14 protein-coding genes are annotated in these 14,195 nt (G+C 73.0%); 7 read left to right on the top strand and 7 right to left on the bottom strand.

Going from position 1 to position 14,195, the window contains the following annotated elements; translation table 11 throughout:
• Positions 1-47 precede the first annotated feature (47 nt).
• From ACZ4FH_RS21980 to ACZ4FH_RS21960, 5 genes are all read right to left on the bottom strand, one after another.
• Positions 48-728 carry a DUF3152 domain-containing protein gene (locus tag ACZ4FH_RS21980; RefSeq protein WP_467306696.1) on the bottom strand — a complete coding sequence of 227 codons (681 nt, stop codon included), beginning with the start codon at positions 726-728 and terminating at the stop codon, positions 48-50.
• 114 nt (positions 729-842) lie between these two features.
• Entirely contained in the window at positions 843-1,724 is an 882-nt protein-coding gene (locus tag ACZ4FH_RS21975) for a DUF3152 domain-containing protein (RefSeq protein WP_467306694.1), read from the bottom strand.
• A gap of 236 nt (positions 1,725-1,960) precedes the next feature.
• Positions 1,961-2,233: a LuxR C-terminal-related transcriptional regulator gene (locus ACZ4FH_RS21970; RefSeq protein ID WP_467306692.1), complete on the bottom strand. Its 273-nt coding sequence runs from the start codon at positions 2,231-2,233 to the stop codon at positions 1,961-1,963.
• A 162-nt stretch (positions 2,234-2,395) separates the two neighbouring features.
• Positions 2,396-3,364 (bottom strand): hypothetical protein, encoded by a 969-nt coding sequence (locus ACZ4FH_RS21965; RefSeq protein WP_467306691.1) that lies wholly within the window; start codon positions 3,362-3,364, stop codon positions 2,396-2,398.
• Between the two features lie 125 nt (positions 3,365-3,489).
• Positions 3,490-3,924 (bottom strand): peptidase inhibitor family I36 protein, encoded by a 435-nt coding sequence (locus tag ACZ4FH_RS21960; RefSeq protein ID WP_467306690.1) that lies wholly within the window; start codon positions 3,922-3,924, stop codon positions 3,490-3,492.
• A 547-nt stretch (positions 3,925-4,471) separates the two neighbouring features.
• Between ACZ4FH_RS21960 and ACZ4FH_RS21955 the strand changes: the two genes are divergently transcribed.
• The 7 genes from ACZ4FH_RS21955 to ACZ4FH_RS21925 all read left to right on the top strand — a co-directional run bounded on the left by ACZ4FH_RS21955 (position 4,472) and on the right by ACZ4FH_RS21925 (position 11,389).
• A complete protein-coding gene (locus ACZ4FH_RS21955) occupies positions 4,472-6,181 on the top strand; it encodes a peptidoglycan-binding protein (RefSeq protein ID WP_467306689.1) in 1,710 nt (569 codons plus the stop codon).
• Complete coding sequence (locus tag ACZ4FH_RS21950; protein ID WP_467306688.1) at positions 6,178-6,894, top strand: ABC transporter ATP-binding protein; 717 nt, start codon at positions 6,178-6,180, stop codon at positions 6,892-6,894. The genes ACZ4FH_RS21955 and ACZ4FH_RS21950 overlap by 4 nt, the downstream gene beginning before the upstream one ends.
• Before the next feature lie 65 nt (positions 6,895-6,959).
• Positions 6,960-8,177: an ABC transporter permease gene (locus ACZ4FH_RS21945; protein WP_467306687.1), complete on the top strand. Its 1,218-nt coding sequence runs from the start codon at positions 6,960-6,962 to the stop codon at positions 8,175-8,177.
• A 41-nt stretch (positions 8,178-8,218) separates the two neighbouring features.
• The gene (locus ACZ4FH_RS21940) at positions 8,219-8,911 is read left to right on the top strand and encodes a demethylmenaquinone methyltransferase (RefSeq protein ID WP_467306685.1); all 693 of its coding nucleotides are present in this window, start codon (positions 8,219-8,221) and stop codon (positions 8,909-8,911) included.
• A gap of 127 nt (positions 8,912-9,038) precedes the next feature.
• Positions 9,039-10,322, top strand: a complete 1,284-nt coding sequence (locus ACZ4FH_RS21935) for a geranylgeranyl reductase family protein (protein ID WP_383643012.1) — start codon at positions 9,039-9,041, stop codon at positions 10,320-10,322.
• A 197-nt stretch (positions 10,323-10,519) separates the two neighbouring features.
• Positions 10,520-10,768 (top strand): hypothetical protein, encoded by a 249-nt coding sequence (locus ACZ4FH_RS21930; RefSeq protein ID WP_467306684.1) that lies wholly within the window; start codon positions 10,520-10,522, stop codon positions 10,766-10,768.
• 132 nt (positions 10,769-10,900) lie between these two features.
• Positions 10,901-11,389: a DinB family protein gene (locus ACZ4FH_RS21925; RefSeq protein ID WP_467306682.1), complete on the top strand. Its 489-nt coding sequence runs from the start codon at positions 10,901-10,903 to the stop codon at positions 11,387-11,389.
• 97 nt (positions 11,390-11,486) lie between these two features.
• Here ACZ4FH_RS21925 and ACZ4FH_RS21920 read toward each other — a convergent pair whose 3' ends face one another.
• Both ACZ4FH_RS21920 and ACZ4FH_RS21915 read right to left on the bottom strand, forming a co-directional pair.
• A complete protein-coding gene (locus ACZ4FH_RS21920; protein ID WP_467306681.1) occupies positions 11,487-12,746 on the bottom strand; it encodes an MFS transporter in 1,260 nt (419 codons plus the stop codon).
• A gap of 185 nt (positions 12,747-12,931) precedes the next feature.
• Positions 12,932-13,771 (bottom strand): C40 family peptidase, encoded by an 840-nt coding sequence (locus tag ACZ4FH_RS21915; protein WP_450684684.1) that lies wholly within the window; start codon positions 13,769-13,771, stop codon positions 12,932-12,934.
• Positions 13,772-14,195 lie beyond the last annotated feature (424 nt).

Here is a 14,195-nt window from a genome sequence, read left to right as displayed (position 1 = left end):
CGGGCCAGTACGCGACGGGTGAGACGCGGCTCACAGCGCGCGCGGCATCACGGAACGGGGGGTCCGCCGAGGTAGCGCCCGTGCGCGTCGTACGGCCAGGCGTTGGCGACGCAGCCCTTCAGCCCGTCGATCTGCTGCATCATGGCGGGCGCCGGGCGGCCCTTCCCGGGGCAGGTCTCGTGGCCGTGGCCGAGCCAGTGCCCGACCTCGTGGTTGATGATCAGCGCCCGGTACTCGGCGAGCGGGCCGTGGAACTCGGGTGAACCCTTCGTCCAGCGCTTCAGGTTGACCATGACATCGGTCCCGACCCGGCAGTTCACCTCGCCGTGGGTGTTCAGACCGCTCTTGGCGCAGATGCGGTCGGTGGTGCCCGGTGTCGCGATGCGGACGACGAGCCCCGCCGAGGCGTCGTCGACCTGGCGGAAGGACTGCTCGCCGCCGTGCGCCCAGCCGCGCGGCGCGGCGAGGACCGAGGCCACCTCGGCGGCGGCCTCGTCCGGGTCGAGCCCGGAGTCCTTCTCCACCTCGACCCGGTAGGCATGGCCCGTCGTGCCCTTCGAGACGCCCGCGTGGGCCACCTCGAACGTGTCCCCGCCGTGCCCGGCGTTCCACCGCAGCCCCACGACACCGGCCGCGACCAGCACCAGGGGGACGGCGGCCGTCAGCACCAGCCGACGCCGCCCTCCGCCCGTATGCATCCGTTTCCGGCGCCCCGTACTCGTGGACATCCGTACCCTCCCCGGTCCCGCGTGTGTTTCCGCTCCCCGTTGGTATGACCGGTGTCGGGGGCAATGGGTTCAGTCCACACGCGTACCGTGACTAAGGGCCACGCGCACCGTGACTCAGGGCACGGAGGGCCCGCCGAGGTAGGACCCGTGGCCGTCGTACGGCCAGGCGTTGGCGACGCAGCCCTTGAGGCCGTAGATCTGCTGCATCATCGCGGGGGCCGGGCGGCCCTTCCCGGGGCAGGTCTCGTGGCCGTGGCCGAGCCAGTGCCCGACCTCGTGGTTGATGATCAGCGCCCGGTACTCGTCCAGCGGGCCGTCGAACTCCGGTGAACCGGTCTGCCAGCGCTTGAGGTTGACCACCACCGTCTCGCCCAGCCGGCAGTTGACCTCGCCGCGCGTGTTCATGCCGCCCGAGCCGCAGATCCGGTCGGTCGTCGCCGCCGTCGCGATCTTCACCACCATCCCGGCCGGCCCCTCGGCGACCTGCCGGAACGAGCGCGCCCCACCGTGCGTCCAGCCGCGCGGCGACGCCAGGATGTCCGCGATCCGGTCCGCCGCCTCGTCCGGGTCGACCCCGGACCCGTCCTCCACCTCCACCCGGTACGCGTTCCCGCCCCCGGCCGATGCGCCCGCCCGCGCCACCGTGAAGGTGCCGGGCCCGGAGGCCGGGACGACGGGCGGGGCCGTCCGGGTCTTCCGGGGGGACGGGGACGGGGAGGGGGAGGTGACGGGGGAGGTCCTGGGGGACGCCTCGCGGGGGGAGGGGGAGACCGGGGAGTCGGGCGAGGGGCCCGCCGTCGCGCGGTCGGCGGCCGCGGCGGGCTCCGCCGGCTCCCACGGCGGCGTGGTGACGAGATACGCCGCGAGGACCACTGCGGCGAGGACGGAGACGGCGAGCAGCACCCGCCGCCCGCGCCCCGGTCGCCGCCCGCGGGCGCGCCGCGAGGGGGCCGGCCGGCTCCCGGATATGCCTCGGTCGTGTCGTTCGCTGTTCATCCGGTGATTCCACTGTCCTTGAGCACGGGGTGTTCGTCTGCGTAGCGCGTCGGCTTCAGGAGCCGCTGGTCCTCCACGGTCGGCTTCCACCCAGTTCAGAGCGCCCTCACGCCGGAAAGGTTGAGAACGGACGCGAAGAGATTTCCGGTGCCGGGTCCGCGGACCGGGGAAACCCGGGGGCCCGCCGGCCGGGCGGGTCCACGGGCTTCGGTGTCCGCGCGAGGGCTCCGGAGGGCTCAGGCGGACCGCGCCACGAAGGGGCCGTCCGTGAATTCCGACGCGCACGGTTCGCAGAGGGCCGGGATACCCCGGTGGTGCAGCGCGGAGAGCAGACAGAGCTGAAGGTGGGAGAGACCACCCGACTTCTGGCGGAGATTGGCCAGATGGAATTTGACCGTGCGCGTGGTGATGAACAGCGACGCGGCGATGTCCTCATGGGCGGGGGCGCTGTGCAGCCCCTCGAAGATACGGAGTTCCGTCGGCGTCAGATGGGCGACCGGCACCGTCACCAGCGGCGGCTCCGGTAAGCACCTGCACGCGCTGACCATGCCGTGGGCAGCGCAAACCACACATCGGTCCATCATGTTCCCCCCCGGGAAGCCGGCACAACGCCGCGAAACTAGCACGGGGCCGGCGGATTCCCCGGGGGGATATCAGGATCCGGAATGTCGTCAGGAGGTCAGCTCCGAGGCGAGCCGGAGCCGGTCCTGCGCCTGCTTCCGCAGGAGGCCGAGCGTCTCGGCGTTCTTCTCCGCGGACCGCTTCTCGTACGCGCTCTGGACGGCGAACCGGATTCCCGCGTAGTTGACCTCGGCCTTGCAGGACACGTCCGCCCCGGCGGCCGTCACCGCCTTGGGACCGGTGGCGGAGGCCCCCGAGAAACCGAGGTCCCGGGCGGCCGATGCGGGGGCGGCCGTGACGTATCCGGCCTTCTTCATGCACGCGGACCAGGCCTTCGTCGCCTTCTTCACCCGCGAATCGCTCAGGGCGCGGGACTCCGCCTCGCCCTTGAGGTTGAACACGTACATGATGTCCACGCTGGACGAGGTGGGGGCGTACAGCTTCAGATACGACTCCCGCAGACAGCCGCCCACCGGAACGGGACGGCCGTCCACGACGAGTCCGCTCCTCTTCTTCTCGGCGGCGGCCTGGCTCATGGGCATTGCGGCGAGCGCCTCGGCGCCCTTGGCCTCCTTCGGCCCGAACAGCACCGACTTGGCGGTCTCCCCGAGGGCGGCGGTCTTCGGCTTCGCGGGGGCCCCGCCGGTCCGGGCCACCGATCCGTAGCCGTGGCGGGCGGCCTCCGCCGCGTCGACGAGACCGAAGACCCGGGCGTTCGGCCGGCTGTGGCTCGGCGGCGCGGGGTCCGGGGCGCGGTACGCGAAGCTGTAGCGCTGCATGCACTGTTCGGTGAGGACGTTCTGCGCCTTCGCCAGCGCGTACACATCGTCCTCGGACCGCTCGTACGCGTCGAGCGGGAACTCCGCTCCCGCGGTGAGCGTCATCCTCGGGGTCTTCGCCACCGGGGGCTCACCACTGCCAGAACCGGAGCCGTCGCCGGAGGAGGAACAGCCGGTCAGGACGGCCGCGACGGCTGCGGCCAGGCATACGGCACGGAGGCGGCCGGGGACAGCGGGCATGGGGCGGTCCTTGCACTCGGAGGGGGCGACGACGGGTTGTAGGGTGCTCGCGGCGCCGTCCCGCCCGGCTCCAACGGGCGGGACGGCGTTGCGGAGGGGTGAGGCTCGGGTCCTACGGCTCGTCCCTACCGCTGGGGGTGGTAGTGGAAGGCCGAGCTGATCTTGTTCCGGAAGGACGTCGACGCGTTGCCGATGTGGCCGGGGGGCAGTGAGCCCTCGCCGCCCCCGGCGTTGGCGTCGGTGTACACCCACCAGGTCAGGGTGTCGCGGTTGTAGTACGACGCCGTGTTGTCGTTCACGCTCTGGCCCTGCCCGTTGCAGCTGCCGACGAACGGCTTGAAGTAGTCGTCCGAGAAGTCCGAGTCGTAGGAGTACAGGTCGAAGACACAGCCCTGCTGGTTCGGGCTGTAGTACAGGCCGAACTCCTCCGCGTCGAGGTATCCGTCCTTCGGCGCGTACACGGCGAAGGCGTTGCCGGCAGTGAACACACCGGCACCGGTCAGCGCGGCCGCGGCCAGCGTGAGGGTGGCGGCGCGGCGCGCCAGGTTGTTCTTGAACACTGAGTCATTCCTTCGGTCCAGCGGCGACCGCCCGGCGTGGCGAGCCGTCCCCGCGGCTGATGTCGGAGCAAGCGGACTCAGCAAAGCGCAGCGCCCGAGGGGCCGTCTACTGGCCTCGGGGACAGTGGACACGGGCTGGGCCGCCCCCTAGCGTCGACCGCGGGACAACCGCACAAGCCCAGGTCAACGCCTCGTGTTCCCAAGGTGGTTGGCCGGTACGGGGCGCCTTGCGCATCGCTCCCGGCCGGCAGCCCGTTCCGCCGCGCCCGTCCCTGTCCGGCCCGCCCGCTCCAGGAGTCCCGATGCAGCGCCCCGCCCGCACCGCCCGAGGTGCGGCCCTGGTCGTGCTCCTCGCGTCGGCGCCGCCGGGCGGCTGCGGGAGCGGCGCGACGGACGGTGCCCCGGAGCCGCTGCGACCCGTCGCACATGCGAACTCCGGTGGCGGTGAGGCGGGTGGGAGCGGTGGGGCGACGGTCGGCGGCTGAACCCGGACCGGCCACCACGACCGCGTACCGGCCGATGTGCCGCCCTACGAAGGAAAGTTGACATGACGGCTCCGACCACCTCCCGCCGCACCGGGCGCGCCCCCGGGCGCCCCTCCGACGGAGAGGGGCCCGAGGACGCGGCCTCCGGGCTCTCCCGGCGCAGGCGCTGGGTCGCCGTGCTCGCCGCCGGAGCCGTGGCCCTGGCGGTGGCGGGGGTCGCCGCCGCCGCGTTCGTGAAGTCGCCCGCGCAGGCCGCCGCCGACGCGGAGCCGCCCGCGCCGAGTGTGCTCACCGCCGAGGTCGAGTACCGGGTCCTGGCGTCGACCGTGATCACACGGGGGCAGGTGATCGCCGGGCAGTCGGTGCGGATCGCCCCGCAGATCTCCGGCGGGGAAGGCTCCGGGAGTCCGGTGGTCACCAAGATCGGGGTGCCGGCCGGCGGGAAGGTCACCGCCGGGAAGGTGCTCCTGGAGATCTCCGGGCGGCCGGTCTTCGCCCTGCCCGGCACGCTCCCCGTCTACCGCGACCTCAAGCCCGGCGCCACCGGCGACGACGTCGCCCAGCTCCAGAAGGCGCTGAGCGGACTCGGTCACGGCACCGGCTCGGACCCGCGCGGCACCTTCGGCGAGGGGACCAAGGCCGCGCTCACCGCCTTCTACGCGTCGATCGGCTACGACCCGCTGCCCGCGCTCGACGACCACGGCGCCGGTCTCAAGGCCGCGCGCGACGCGGTCACCGCCGCCGAACGGGCCGTCCAGGACATCGAGGACGCGAGCACGCCGGCGGACGGGCCTTCTGAGGGGAGCACGAACGGGACCACGGACGGATCCCCGGACGGGACCGCGAACGGGACCGCGAACGGGAAGACCTCCGGGGACGCGGGTACCACGGACGCCAAGAGCACCACCCCCGCCGCCAAGAGCACCGGCACCACCACCAGTACGAGCACCGACCCCACCGGCAAGAGCACCGACCCCACCGGCAAGAGCACCGATCCCACAGCCAAGAGCACCGGCGCCCCCGCCCCCGGCCGGCAGCTCGCCCGTGCCCGGGAGGATCTGGCCGCCGCCCGTACCGCCCTGGCCGCCGCGCGTGCCGCCGACGGGCCGAGGCTGCCGGCGGGTGAGGTCGTCTTCCTCCAGGGCTTCCCGGCACGGGTCGACTCGGTGCCCGGCACGGTGGGGGCGCGGGTCTCGGGCACGGTCATGACCGTCTCCGCGGGGCGGCTGGTCGTCCACGCGTACCTCCAGGAACACCAGACGGGTCTCGTCAGGAAGGGACTCAGGGCCCAGGTCTTCTCCGAGCTGACCGGCATCCGCGCCGGGGCCCGTGTCACCTCGCTCTCCGGCACGCTCTCCACCGCTGGGCAGGACGCCGGAGCGGATGCCCCGGGCGGCGGGGACCAGCAGGGGAACGGCCAGGGGGGCGGCGACGCGCCCGCCGGAGAGTCCGGATATCTGCTGGAGGTCCGTCCCGACCGCCCCCTCGACCCCAGACTTGCGGGGCAGGACGTCCGGCTGACCATCGAGGCGGCGACCACCGACGGCAAGGCCCTGGTCGTCCCCGTCACCGCGATCACCGCCGGGGCCGACGGTCGGACGACCGTCACCGTGCTCACCGGGAGCGGCGCCCGCCGGCAGGTGGCCGTCGAACCCGGCACCGTCGGCGACGGCTTCGTCGCCGTCACCCCCGTCGGCTCCGGCGCACTCCACCCCGGCGACAAGGTCGTCACCGGCGTGCGGAAGACCACGGGCACGGGGGCGGGACAGTGACCGGGCCCGGTGGCACGACCCGGACCGCCGCACCGCCCGTCATCGAGTTCCGCCGGGTCGGCCTCACCTATCCGGGGCCGCCGCCGGTCGCCGCGTTCCGGCCGTGCGATCTGCGCGTGGACGCGGGGGAGTTCGTGACGGTCGTCGGCCCCTCCGGCTCCGGCAAGTCCACCTTCCTGAACATCGCCGGACTGCTCGACGCCCCGACCCACGGCACGTACCTCCTCGACGGGTACGACACGGGCGCGCTCAGGGACGCGGACCGCACCGCGCTGCGCGGCCGCCGGATCGGCTTCGTCTTCCAGTCCTTCCACCTGCTGCCGCACCGCTCCGCGCTGGAGAACGTCACCCTGGCGATGGTCTACAACGGCACGCCGCGCGCCGAACGCCGCCCCCGCGCCCGCGAGGCGCTGGACCGGGTGGGCCTCGGCCACCGGACGGACAGCCTGCCCACCCGGCTCTCCGGCGGCGAGCGCCAGCGCGTCGCCATCGCGCGTGCCCTGGCGGCCGGACCGTCCCTGCTGCTGTGCGACGAGCCGACCGGCAACCTGGACACCGCGAACGCCGCGACCGTGCTCGCCCTGCTCACCGAACTCCACGCCGAGGGCATGACCGTACTGATGATCACGCACGACCCCGGCATCGCCGAACGCGGCGAGCGCACCGTCACCATCCGCGACGGGGTCCTCGCCGAACAGCGGGCGGCGGTGTGAACGCGCGGGGGCCCCGGTTCCTCCGGCGGCGGGGACGTGCGGCGGACGCGGCGGCGCGGCCGGCCGTGGAGCCGTCCGGGTTCCGGCCCCGGGACCTGCTGTCCGAGGCCACGGCGGGCATCCTCCAGCGGCCCGCCCGTTCGGCGCTGACCGCGCTCGGCACGGTGCTGGGCGTCGGGACCTTCGTGGCGGTCCTGGGACTGACCGCCACCACGTCCTCCCAGATCGACTCCCGGTTCAACGCCCTGACCGCCACCGAGGTGACCGTCGAGGAGACCGGGGCCGAGGGCGCCGCGCAGTCCGGCCCGGTCTTCCCCGAGGACGCCGACGACCGCATGGACCGGGTGAACGGGGTGAAGGCGGCCGGGGTGTACTGGACGGTCCGCCTCCGTGACTCCGTCACCGTACGGTCCGCACCGATCGGCGCCGACGGACCGGGCGGCGGACAGGACATCGACGTCGTCGCCGCCTCCCCCGGAGTCTTCGCCGCGGCAGGGCCCACCCTCGCCCAGGGCCGGGTCTACGACGACTACCTCTCCGAATCCGGCGAACCCGTCGCGGTCATCGGCTCCGGCGTCGCCGCCCGGCTCGGCATCACCACCCTGGAGACCCACCCGGCGGTCTTCATCGGGGAGGAGCCCTTCACCGTCGTCGGCATCGTCGAGAACGTCGCGCGCAAGGCCGATCTGCTGCTCTCCGTCGTCGTGCCCCGGACCGCCGCCGAGCGGATCTGGGGCGCCCCGGACCCCCAGGAGGCGCAGATGCTGGTCGCCACGGAGACCGGCGCCGCCCGTCAGGCGGCCCGGGAGGCACCGACGGCGCTGCGCCCCGACCACCCGGACTATCTGAAGGCCGAACCGCCGCCCGACCCCAGGGCGCTGCGCTCCCACGTCACCTCCGACCTCGACCAGCTGTTCCTGCTGCTCGCCGGGATCTGTCTGGTCATCGGGGCCGTCGGCATCGCCAACACCACCCTGGTCGCGGTGCTCGAACGGACCGGGGAGATCGGCCTGCGGCGCGCGCTCGGCGCCCGGGGTCGGCACATCACCGCCCAGTTCCTGGCCGAGTCCGGGGCGCTGGGCGCGCTGGGCGGCCTGGTGGGCACCTCGCTCGGCACCGTGACCGTCGTCGGTGTGGCGGTGCTCCGGGACTGGACCCCGGTCGTCCACCCCGGGACGGTGGCCGCCGCCCCCGTCATCGGCCTGATCACCGGGGTGGTGGCCGGTCTCTACCCGGCCTGGCGTGCCGCCCGCGTCGAACCGGCCGAGGCCCTGCGCCGGTGACCCGCCCCGTCCCCGTACGGCCGGGCTGCTTGAATGGACGGGTGACCCGAGCCTCCCTGGACAAGCAGCCGCACGAAGTCGCCTCCATGTTCGACGGCGTGGCGGCCAACTACGACCTGACCAACGACGTGCTCTCGCTCGGCCAGGCCCGGCTGTGGCGCAAGGAGGTCGCCGCGGCGGTGCACGCGCGGCCCGCGGAGAAGGTCCTCGACCTGGCGGCCGGGACGGCGACGTCCTCGCTGCCGTTCGCCGCGACCGGGGCGTACGTCGTGCCCTGCGACTTCTCCATCGGCATGCTGAGCGAGGGCAAGAAGCGCCACTCCTGGCTGCCGTTCACGGCGGGCGACGCGACGAGGCTGCCGTTCCGCGACGAGACCTTCGACGCGGTGACGATCTCCTTCGGGCTGCGCAACGTCCAGGACACGGACGCGGCGCTGCGCGAGCTGTACCGGGTGACGAAGCCCGGCGGCCGGGTCGTCATCTGCGAGTTCTCCCAGCCGGTCTGGGCACCGTTCCGCACGGTGTACACGGAGTACCTGATGCGGGCGCTGCCCCCGGTCGCGCGGGCGGTGTCGTCCAACCCCGACGCGTACGTGTACCTCGCGGAGTCCATCCGCGCCTGGCCCGACCAGCCGGGCCTCGCCGCGCTGCTCCAGCGGGCCGGCTGGTCGAAGGTCGCCTGGCGCAACCTGAGCGGGGGCATCGTCGCCCTGCACCGGGGCGTACGCGCCTGACGGCGGGCGGCGCGGCGGCGGGCGCGGACATGGGGGAGCCCTTCCGAGGACGCGCCCGCGTCCCCCATAGACTGCGGGGGACAAGTGCCGCGCGGCACGCGAATGCGAGTCTCCGGGAGAGCCGATCGTGACCGAGCCCCTGTCCGAACACAGCGCGGACGTGATCGTCGTCGGGGCGGGCCCGGCCGGCTCCACGACCGCCTACTACCTCGCCAAGGCCGGACTCGACGTCCTCCTGCTGGAGAAGACGGCGTTCCCGCGCGAGAAGGTCTGCGGCGACGGCCTCACCCCGCGCGCCACCAAGCAGCTCGTCGCCATGGGGATCGACATCTCCGAAGAGGCGGGCTGGCTGCGCAACAAGGGCCTGCGCATCATCGGCGGCGGCGTCCGCCTCCAGCTCGACTGGCCGGACCTCGCCTCCTTCCCGGACTACGGACTGGTCCGCAAGCGCGACGACTTCGACGAGCAGCTGGCCCGGCAGGCGCAGAAGGGCGGCGCCCGGCTGTACGAGCGGTGCAACGTCGGCGCCCCGATCGTGGACGAGCGCACCGGCCGCATCACCGGGGTGCACGCCAAGCTCGGCGAGGAGAAGACCCCGGTCACCTTCCACGCCCCGCTCGTCGTCGCCGCCGACGGCAACTCCACGCGGCTCTCCCTGGCGATGGGCCTCCACCGCCGCGAGGACCGCCCCATGGGCGTCGCCGTGCGCACGTACTTCACCTCGCCCCGCCACGACGACGACTACCTGGAGTCCTGGCTGGAGCTGTGGGACCGGCGCGGCCCCCAGGACCGGCTGCTGCCCGGCTACGGCTGGATCTTCGGCATGGGCGACGGCACCTCCAACGTCGGCCTCGGCATCCTCAACTCCTCCTCCGCCTTCAAGGAACTGGACTGGCGCGAGGTCCTGAAGGCGTGGTGCGCCTCCATGCCCGAGGACTGGGGCTACACCCCGGACAACATGACGACGCCCATCCGCGGCGCCGCCCTCCCCATGGCCTTCAACCGCCAGCCGCACTACACCAAGGGCCTGCTGCTCGTCGGTGACGCCGGCGGCATGGTCAACCCGTTCAACGGCGAGGGCATCGCGTACGCCATGGAGTCCGGCCGCATCGCCGCCGACGTCATCGTCCAGGCCCACGCCCGCGCCACCCCCGCCCAGCGCGAACTGGCCCTGAACAACTACCCGAAGGTCCTCAAGGAGACCTACGGCGGCTACTACACGATGGGCCGCGCCTTCGTGAAGCTGATCGGCAACCCGAAGGTCATGAAGGTCGCCACCCAGCGCGGCCTCACCCACCCGGTGCTCATGAAGTTCACCCTCAAGATGCTCGCCAACCTCACCGACCCCACGGGCGGCGACGCGATGGACCGCATCATCAACGGCCTGGCGAAGGTCGCTCCGAACGCCTGACACCGGTTCGACGGCCGGAGCGAGCACGGATCGGCCCGGGGAACTCCGCCCCGGGTCGATTCCCGTTTCGACCGGTACCCCCCTGGAGTGAAAGCGGTGCGGACTTCCCCGGGCACGGACTTGCGGAGCGGCCGGTTCTGCTGGGATGGCCCCGAAGCCATCAGGCCATCCACGAGGGCCGGTTCCCGGAGGACACCATGAAGCTTGTCAGCAGGAGGCGTGTGGCGCTCGCGGTCACCGGCATGATCGTGCTGCCGACTCTCGCCGTGCTGGTGCCGACCGCCCTGGCCAACGCCCAGACCGTGGCCGGCCTCAAGGCCAAGCCCGCGCCGACGGTGACGGTGGTCATCACGAAGACCGCGAAGCCGAAGCCGGCCCCGACGGTGACGGTGACGAAGACCGCGCAGCCGAAGCCCGCGCCGACGGTGACGGTCGGCGCCCGCTGACCACTCGGCCGGGGAGACCTCCTCGATCGGGCGTCTCCGAGACGGGGGCGCGCGGCGATCCTCAAGGCTCACCCGAGGTGCGGTCAGGGCCGCCCCGCCCCCCTTGTCAGTGCCTCCTGGCACCATGCGCCCATGGACACAGAGAGCAAGGAGAAGGCGACCTTGTCGGCGTTCCTCGCGGCGCAGCGGGCCAGTGTGCTGGCCATTGTCGAGGGGCTCGACGCGCGGTCGCTGACCACGCCGGTCCTGCCGTCGGGCTGGACGCCGCTGGGGCTGATAGAACATCTGGGGCACGCGGAGAGGTACTGGTTCCAGGAGATCGTCACCGGCACGGCCGAGCCGCTGCCGTGGAGCGACGACCACGCGCCGCTGACGACACCGCGGACGCCGGAGGCGGTTCTCGCGTTCTACGAGGAGCAGTGCCGGCGTTCCGACGCGGTGATCGCCCGCACCCCGTTGTCGGCGCTCCCGAAGGGCCGCCTCCCGGAATCCATGGGCGACGAGGTCGCCGACCTGCGCGGGATCGTCCTGCACCTCGTGGAAGAGACGGCACGGCACGCCGGCCATCTGGACATCGTCCGTGAACTCCTCGACGGCCGGACCGGACTCGGGCCCCGCTGAGTACCCCCGCGGTGTCGCCCCTCGTGTTCCGCCCGCTCCGCCCGCTCCGCCCAGGTGACGCCGAAAGCCCGCCGCCCGTCCACGGACGGGGGAGCCGTCACTTCCGAGCGGGGGAGCGACCGTCCCCGGCCGGTTCGGTGTTCCGGCGGAGGCGGCGGCCGGGCCGGGCGGTCCTCGTCCGCGACGCGACGAGCACCGCCAGGCCCGCCGCCCCCGCCCCGCACCACATGACGGCGCGGAGCGAGGTGTGGTCGACGACCGCGCCCCCGGTGAGGGCGCCGGCGGCGAGCGTCGCCTGGAAGGACGCGGTGAACAGGACCGTGGCGGCCTCGGGCGCGCGCGGGGCCGCGCGGACGAACCAGGTCTGGGAGCAGACCGGCACCGCGCCGTAGCCGAGTCCCCAGACGACGAGCACGGTGAGCGCGCCCGCGTCGGTGCGGCCGAGGACGGGCGCCAGCGCGGTCGCGGCGGCGATCGTCGCGGCGGCCGCCCCGAACGCGAGGCGGGGCGCTCGCGTGACCAGTGCGCCCCCGATGAAGTTGCCGGCCACGCCGGCGGTGCCGTAGATCAGCAGGTACCCGGTGATCCGTGCCGGACCGGCCCCGGTGATCTGCTGGAGGAGGGGCGTTACGTAGGTGTACGTGGCGAAATGCGCCATGACGACGAGGAACGTCATCAGCAGGGCGTACCGGGTGTCCGTGCCGCGCAGCAGGGAGCGGAGCACCGAGGTGCGGGTGCCGCCCCCCTCCGGGGGCAGGGTGGGGAGCGTCAGCAGCAGGGCGAGCGCGCCGGTGCTCAGCAGTCCCATCACCGCGAACGCGGTGCGCCAGCCCGCCAGATCACCGACGAGCGTGCCGGCGGGGACGCCGAGGACGGAACCGAGGGGGACGGCCGCGAAGATGACCGCCGTCGCGCGCCCGGCCGACTCGGGGCGGACCAGTCGGCCGGCGAGTCCGGCGCCGATCGACCAGAAGCCGCCGATGGTGACGCCGACGAGCACCCGGGCGACGAGTACGAGCCAGTAGGCCGTCGCCGCGGCGGTGAGGAAGTTGGCCACCGCGAGCAGCAGGATCAGGGCGCAGAGCATCACCCTGCGGTTGACGCGGGCCGTCGTGAGGGTCACCGCCGGGGCGGCGACGGCGGCCAGGAGGCCGGGCATGGTCATCATCAGGCCCGCAGTACCGTCCGCGACGCCGAAGTCGGCGCCGATCGGGGTCAGCAGACCGATCGGCAGGATCTCGGTGGTGACGATGGCGAAGAGGGCCAGGGTCAACGCGCCCACCGAGGACCGGCCGCGTAACGGGGTGCCGGTGGGACGGCCGGAGACGGGCGGGGGCGTGGTGGCCGTGCGGTGCATGGAGGGCCGTCCTGTGCTCGGTGGAACGGGGGCTGTTCCCTCCAGTTCACAAGCACACGCGGATGATGTCCGGCAGGTTCGCGACGTCAACGGAGACGCCGAAGGGCCACCGCCCCGAGCGGGGAGCGGTGGCCCTTCGAAGCGTTTCGGAACAAGGGTTCCGGAACGCTTGTGAATCCGTGAACTCAGAGCACGCGGACGGCGCCCGTGGGCATGTCGTAGGACAGCGGGCGCTGCACGACTCCGGTGGAGGAGTTCTGCGCGCCGACGAACTGGCCGTTGCCCACGTAGATCCCGACGTGGTACGCGCTGCCCGCGCTGCCCCAGTACAGGATGTCGCCGGGCTGGAGGTTGCTCAGCGAGACCTGGGTGCCGGCGGTCGACTGGCTCTGCGAGACGCGCGGCAGGTCGACGCCGACCGTGCGGAACGCGGCCTGGACGAGGCCGGAGCAGTCCCAGGAGTTGGGGCCGGTGCCGCCGGCCACGTAGGCGTCGCCGACCTGGGCCTGCGCGAAGGCGACGACGGAGGCGGCGGAGCCGGTGGCGCTGGAGGAGTACGAGGCCGTGGCCGTGGAGGCGGACGACGACGAGGAGGACGAGGAGCCCGAGGTGGTGCTGAGCGTCGTGCGGGCGGCCGTGCGGGAGGCGCGCTCGGCGGCCTCCGCCTTGGCCTTGGCGGCGGCCTCGGCCTTCTTCTTGGCCTCGGCCTTGCGGACGGCCTCGGCCTTGGCCTTCTTGGCGGCCTTGGCGGCGCTGGTGGCGGCCGCGTCCTCGTGGGCCTGCGTCTCCAGGTCCAGGGCGACCTGCTGCGTGGCCTCGGCGGACGCCGCGACGGTGGTCGAGAGACCGTCCGTGAGGGTCGGCATCTCGATGGTCTGGGTCACCGGCTCGGCCTGGGCCGGACCGGCGGCACCCGCGACCGCGATCGTGCTGAGGACGCCACCGGCAACTCCGGCCCGCAGCGCCGTCTTGGAGGCGTTTCGGCGGGGCTTCCGGTGGCTGGGTATGAGAGCGGAGTGGGACATGGGTACTAGCGCTATCAGGGCCGTAGGGGTCCCATCAAGAAACGTGTGTTGCGACACAGTTACGTCCGGAATCTGTGAATCCGCTTTCTGAGGACCTTTATTGACGCCGTAACGGGCATAACGGGCAGTCGTCATCACGGCCGTGAACACGGGTTTTCAGCAATACGCCCGAATTGCCCGTCACTTACCATCCGTTCACACGGTTGGCCAAGCCCGGTTTTCCGCCGTTCCCCTACGGGTGACGCAGGTCACAGGATGGTCTCACCGGAGGGTGTGCGCGGCCGGAAGGTGTGCGGCCCGGGGGCCGGGGCGCGGAACGGGCGGCGCGCGAGGGGGTATTCGCCCCCTAGGGGGCGGTTGCGGCTTTCCGTCCACTTCGTTCCATGCGGGGCCCTCGCGCGGGTGAAGGAACGCTTGTGAAGCG

The organism is Streptomyces sp. NPDC024555 (assembly GCF_055559335.1).
Note: the sequence above shows the minus strand (reverse complement) of the source record. Positions and strands in the feature narration are given on the sequence as shown.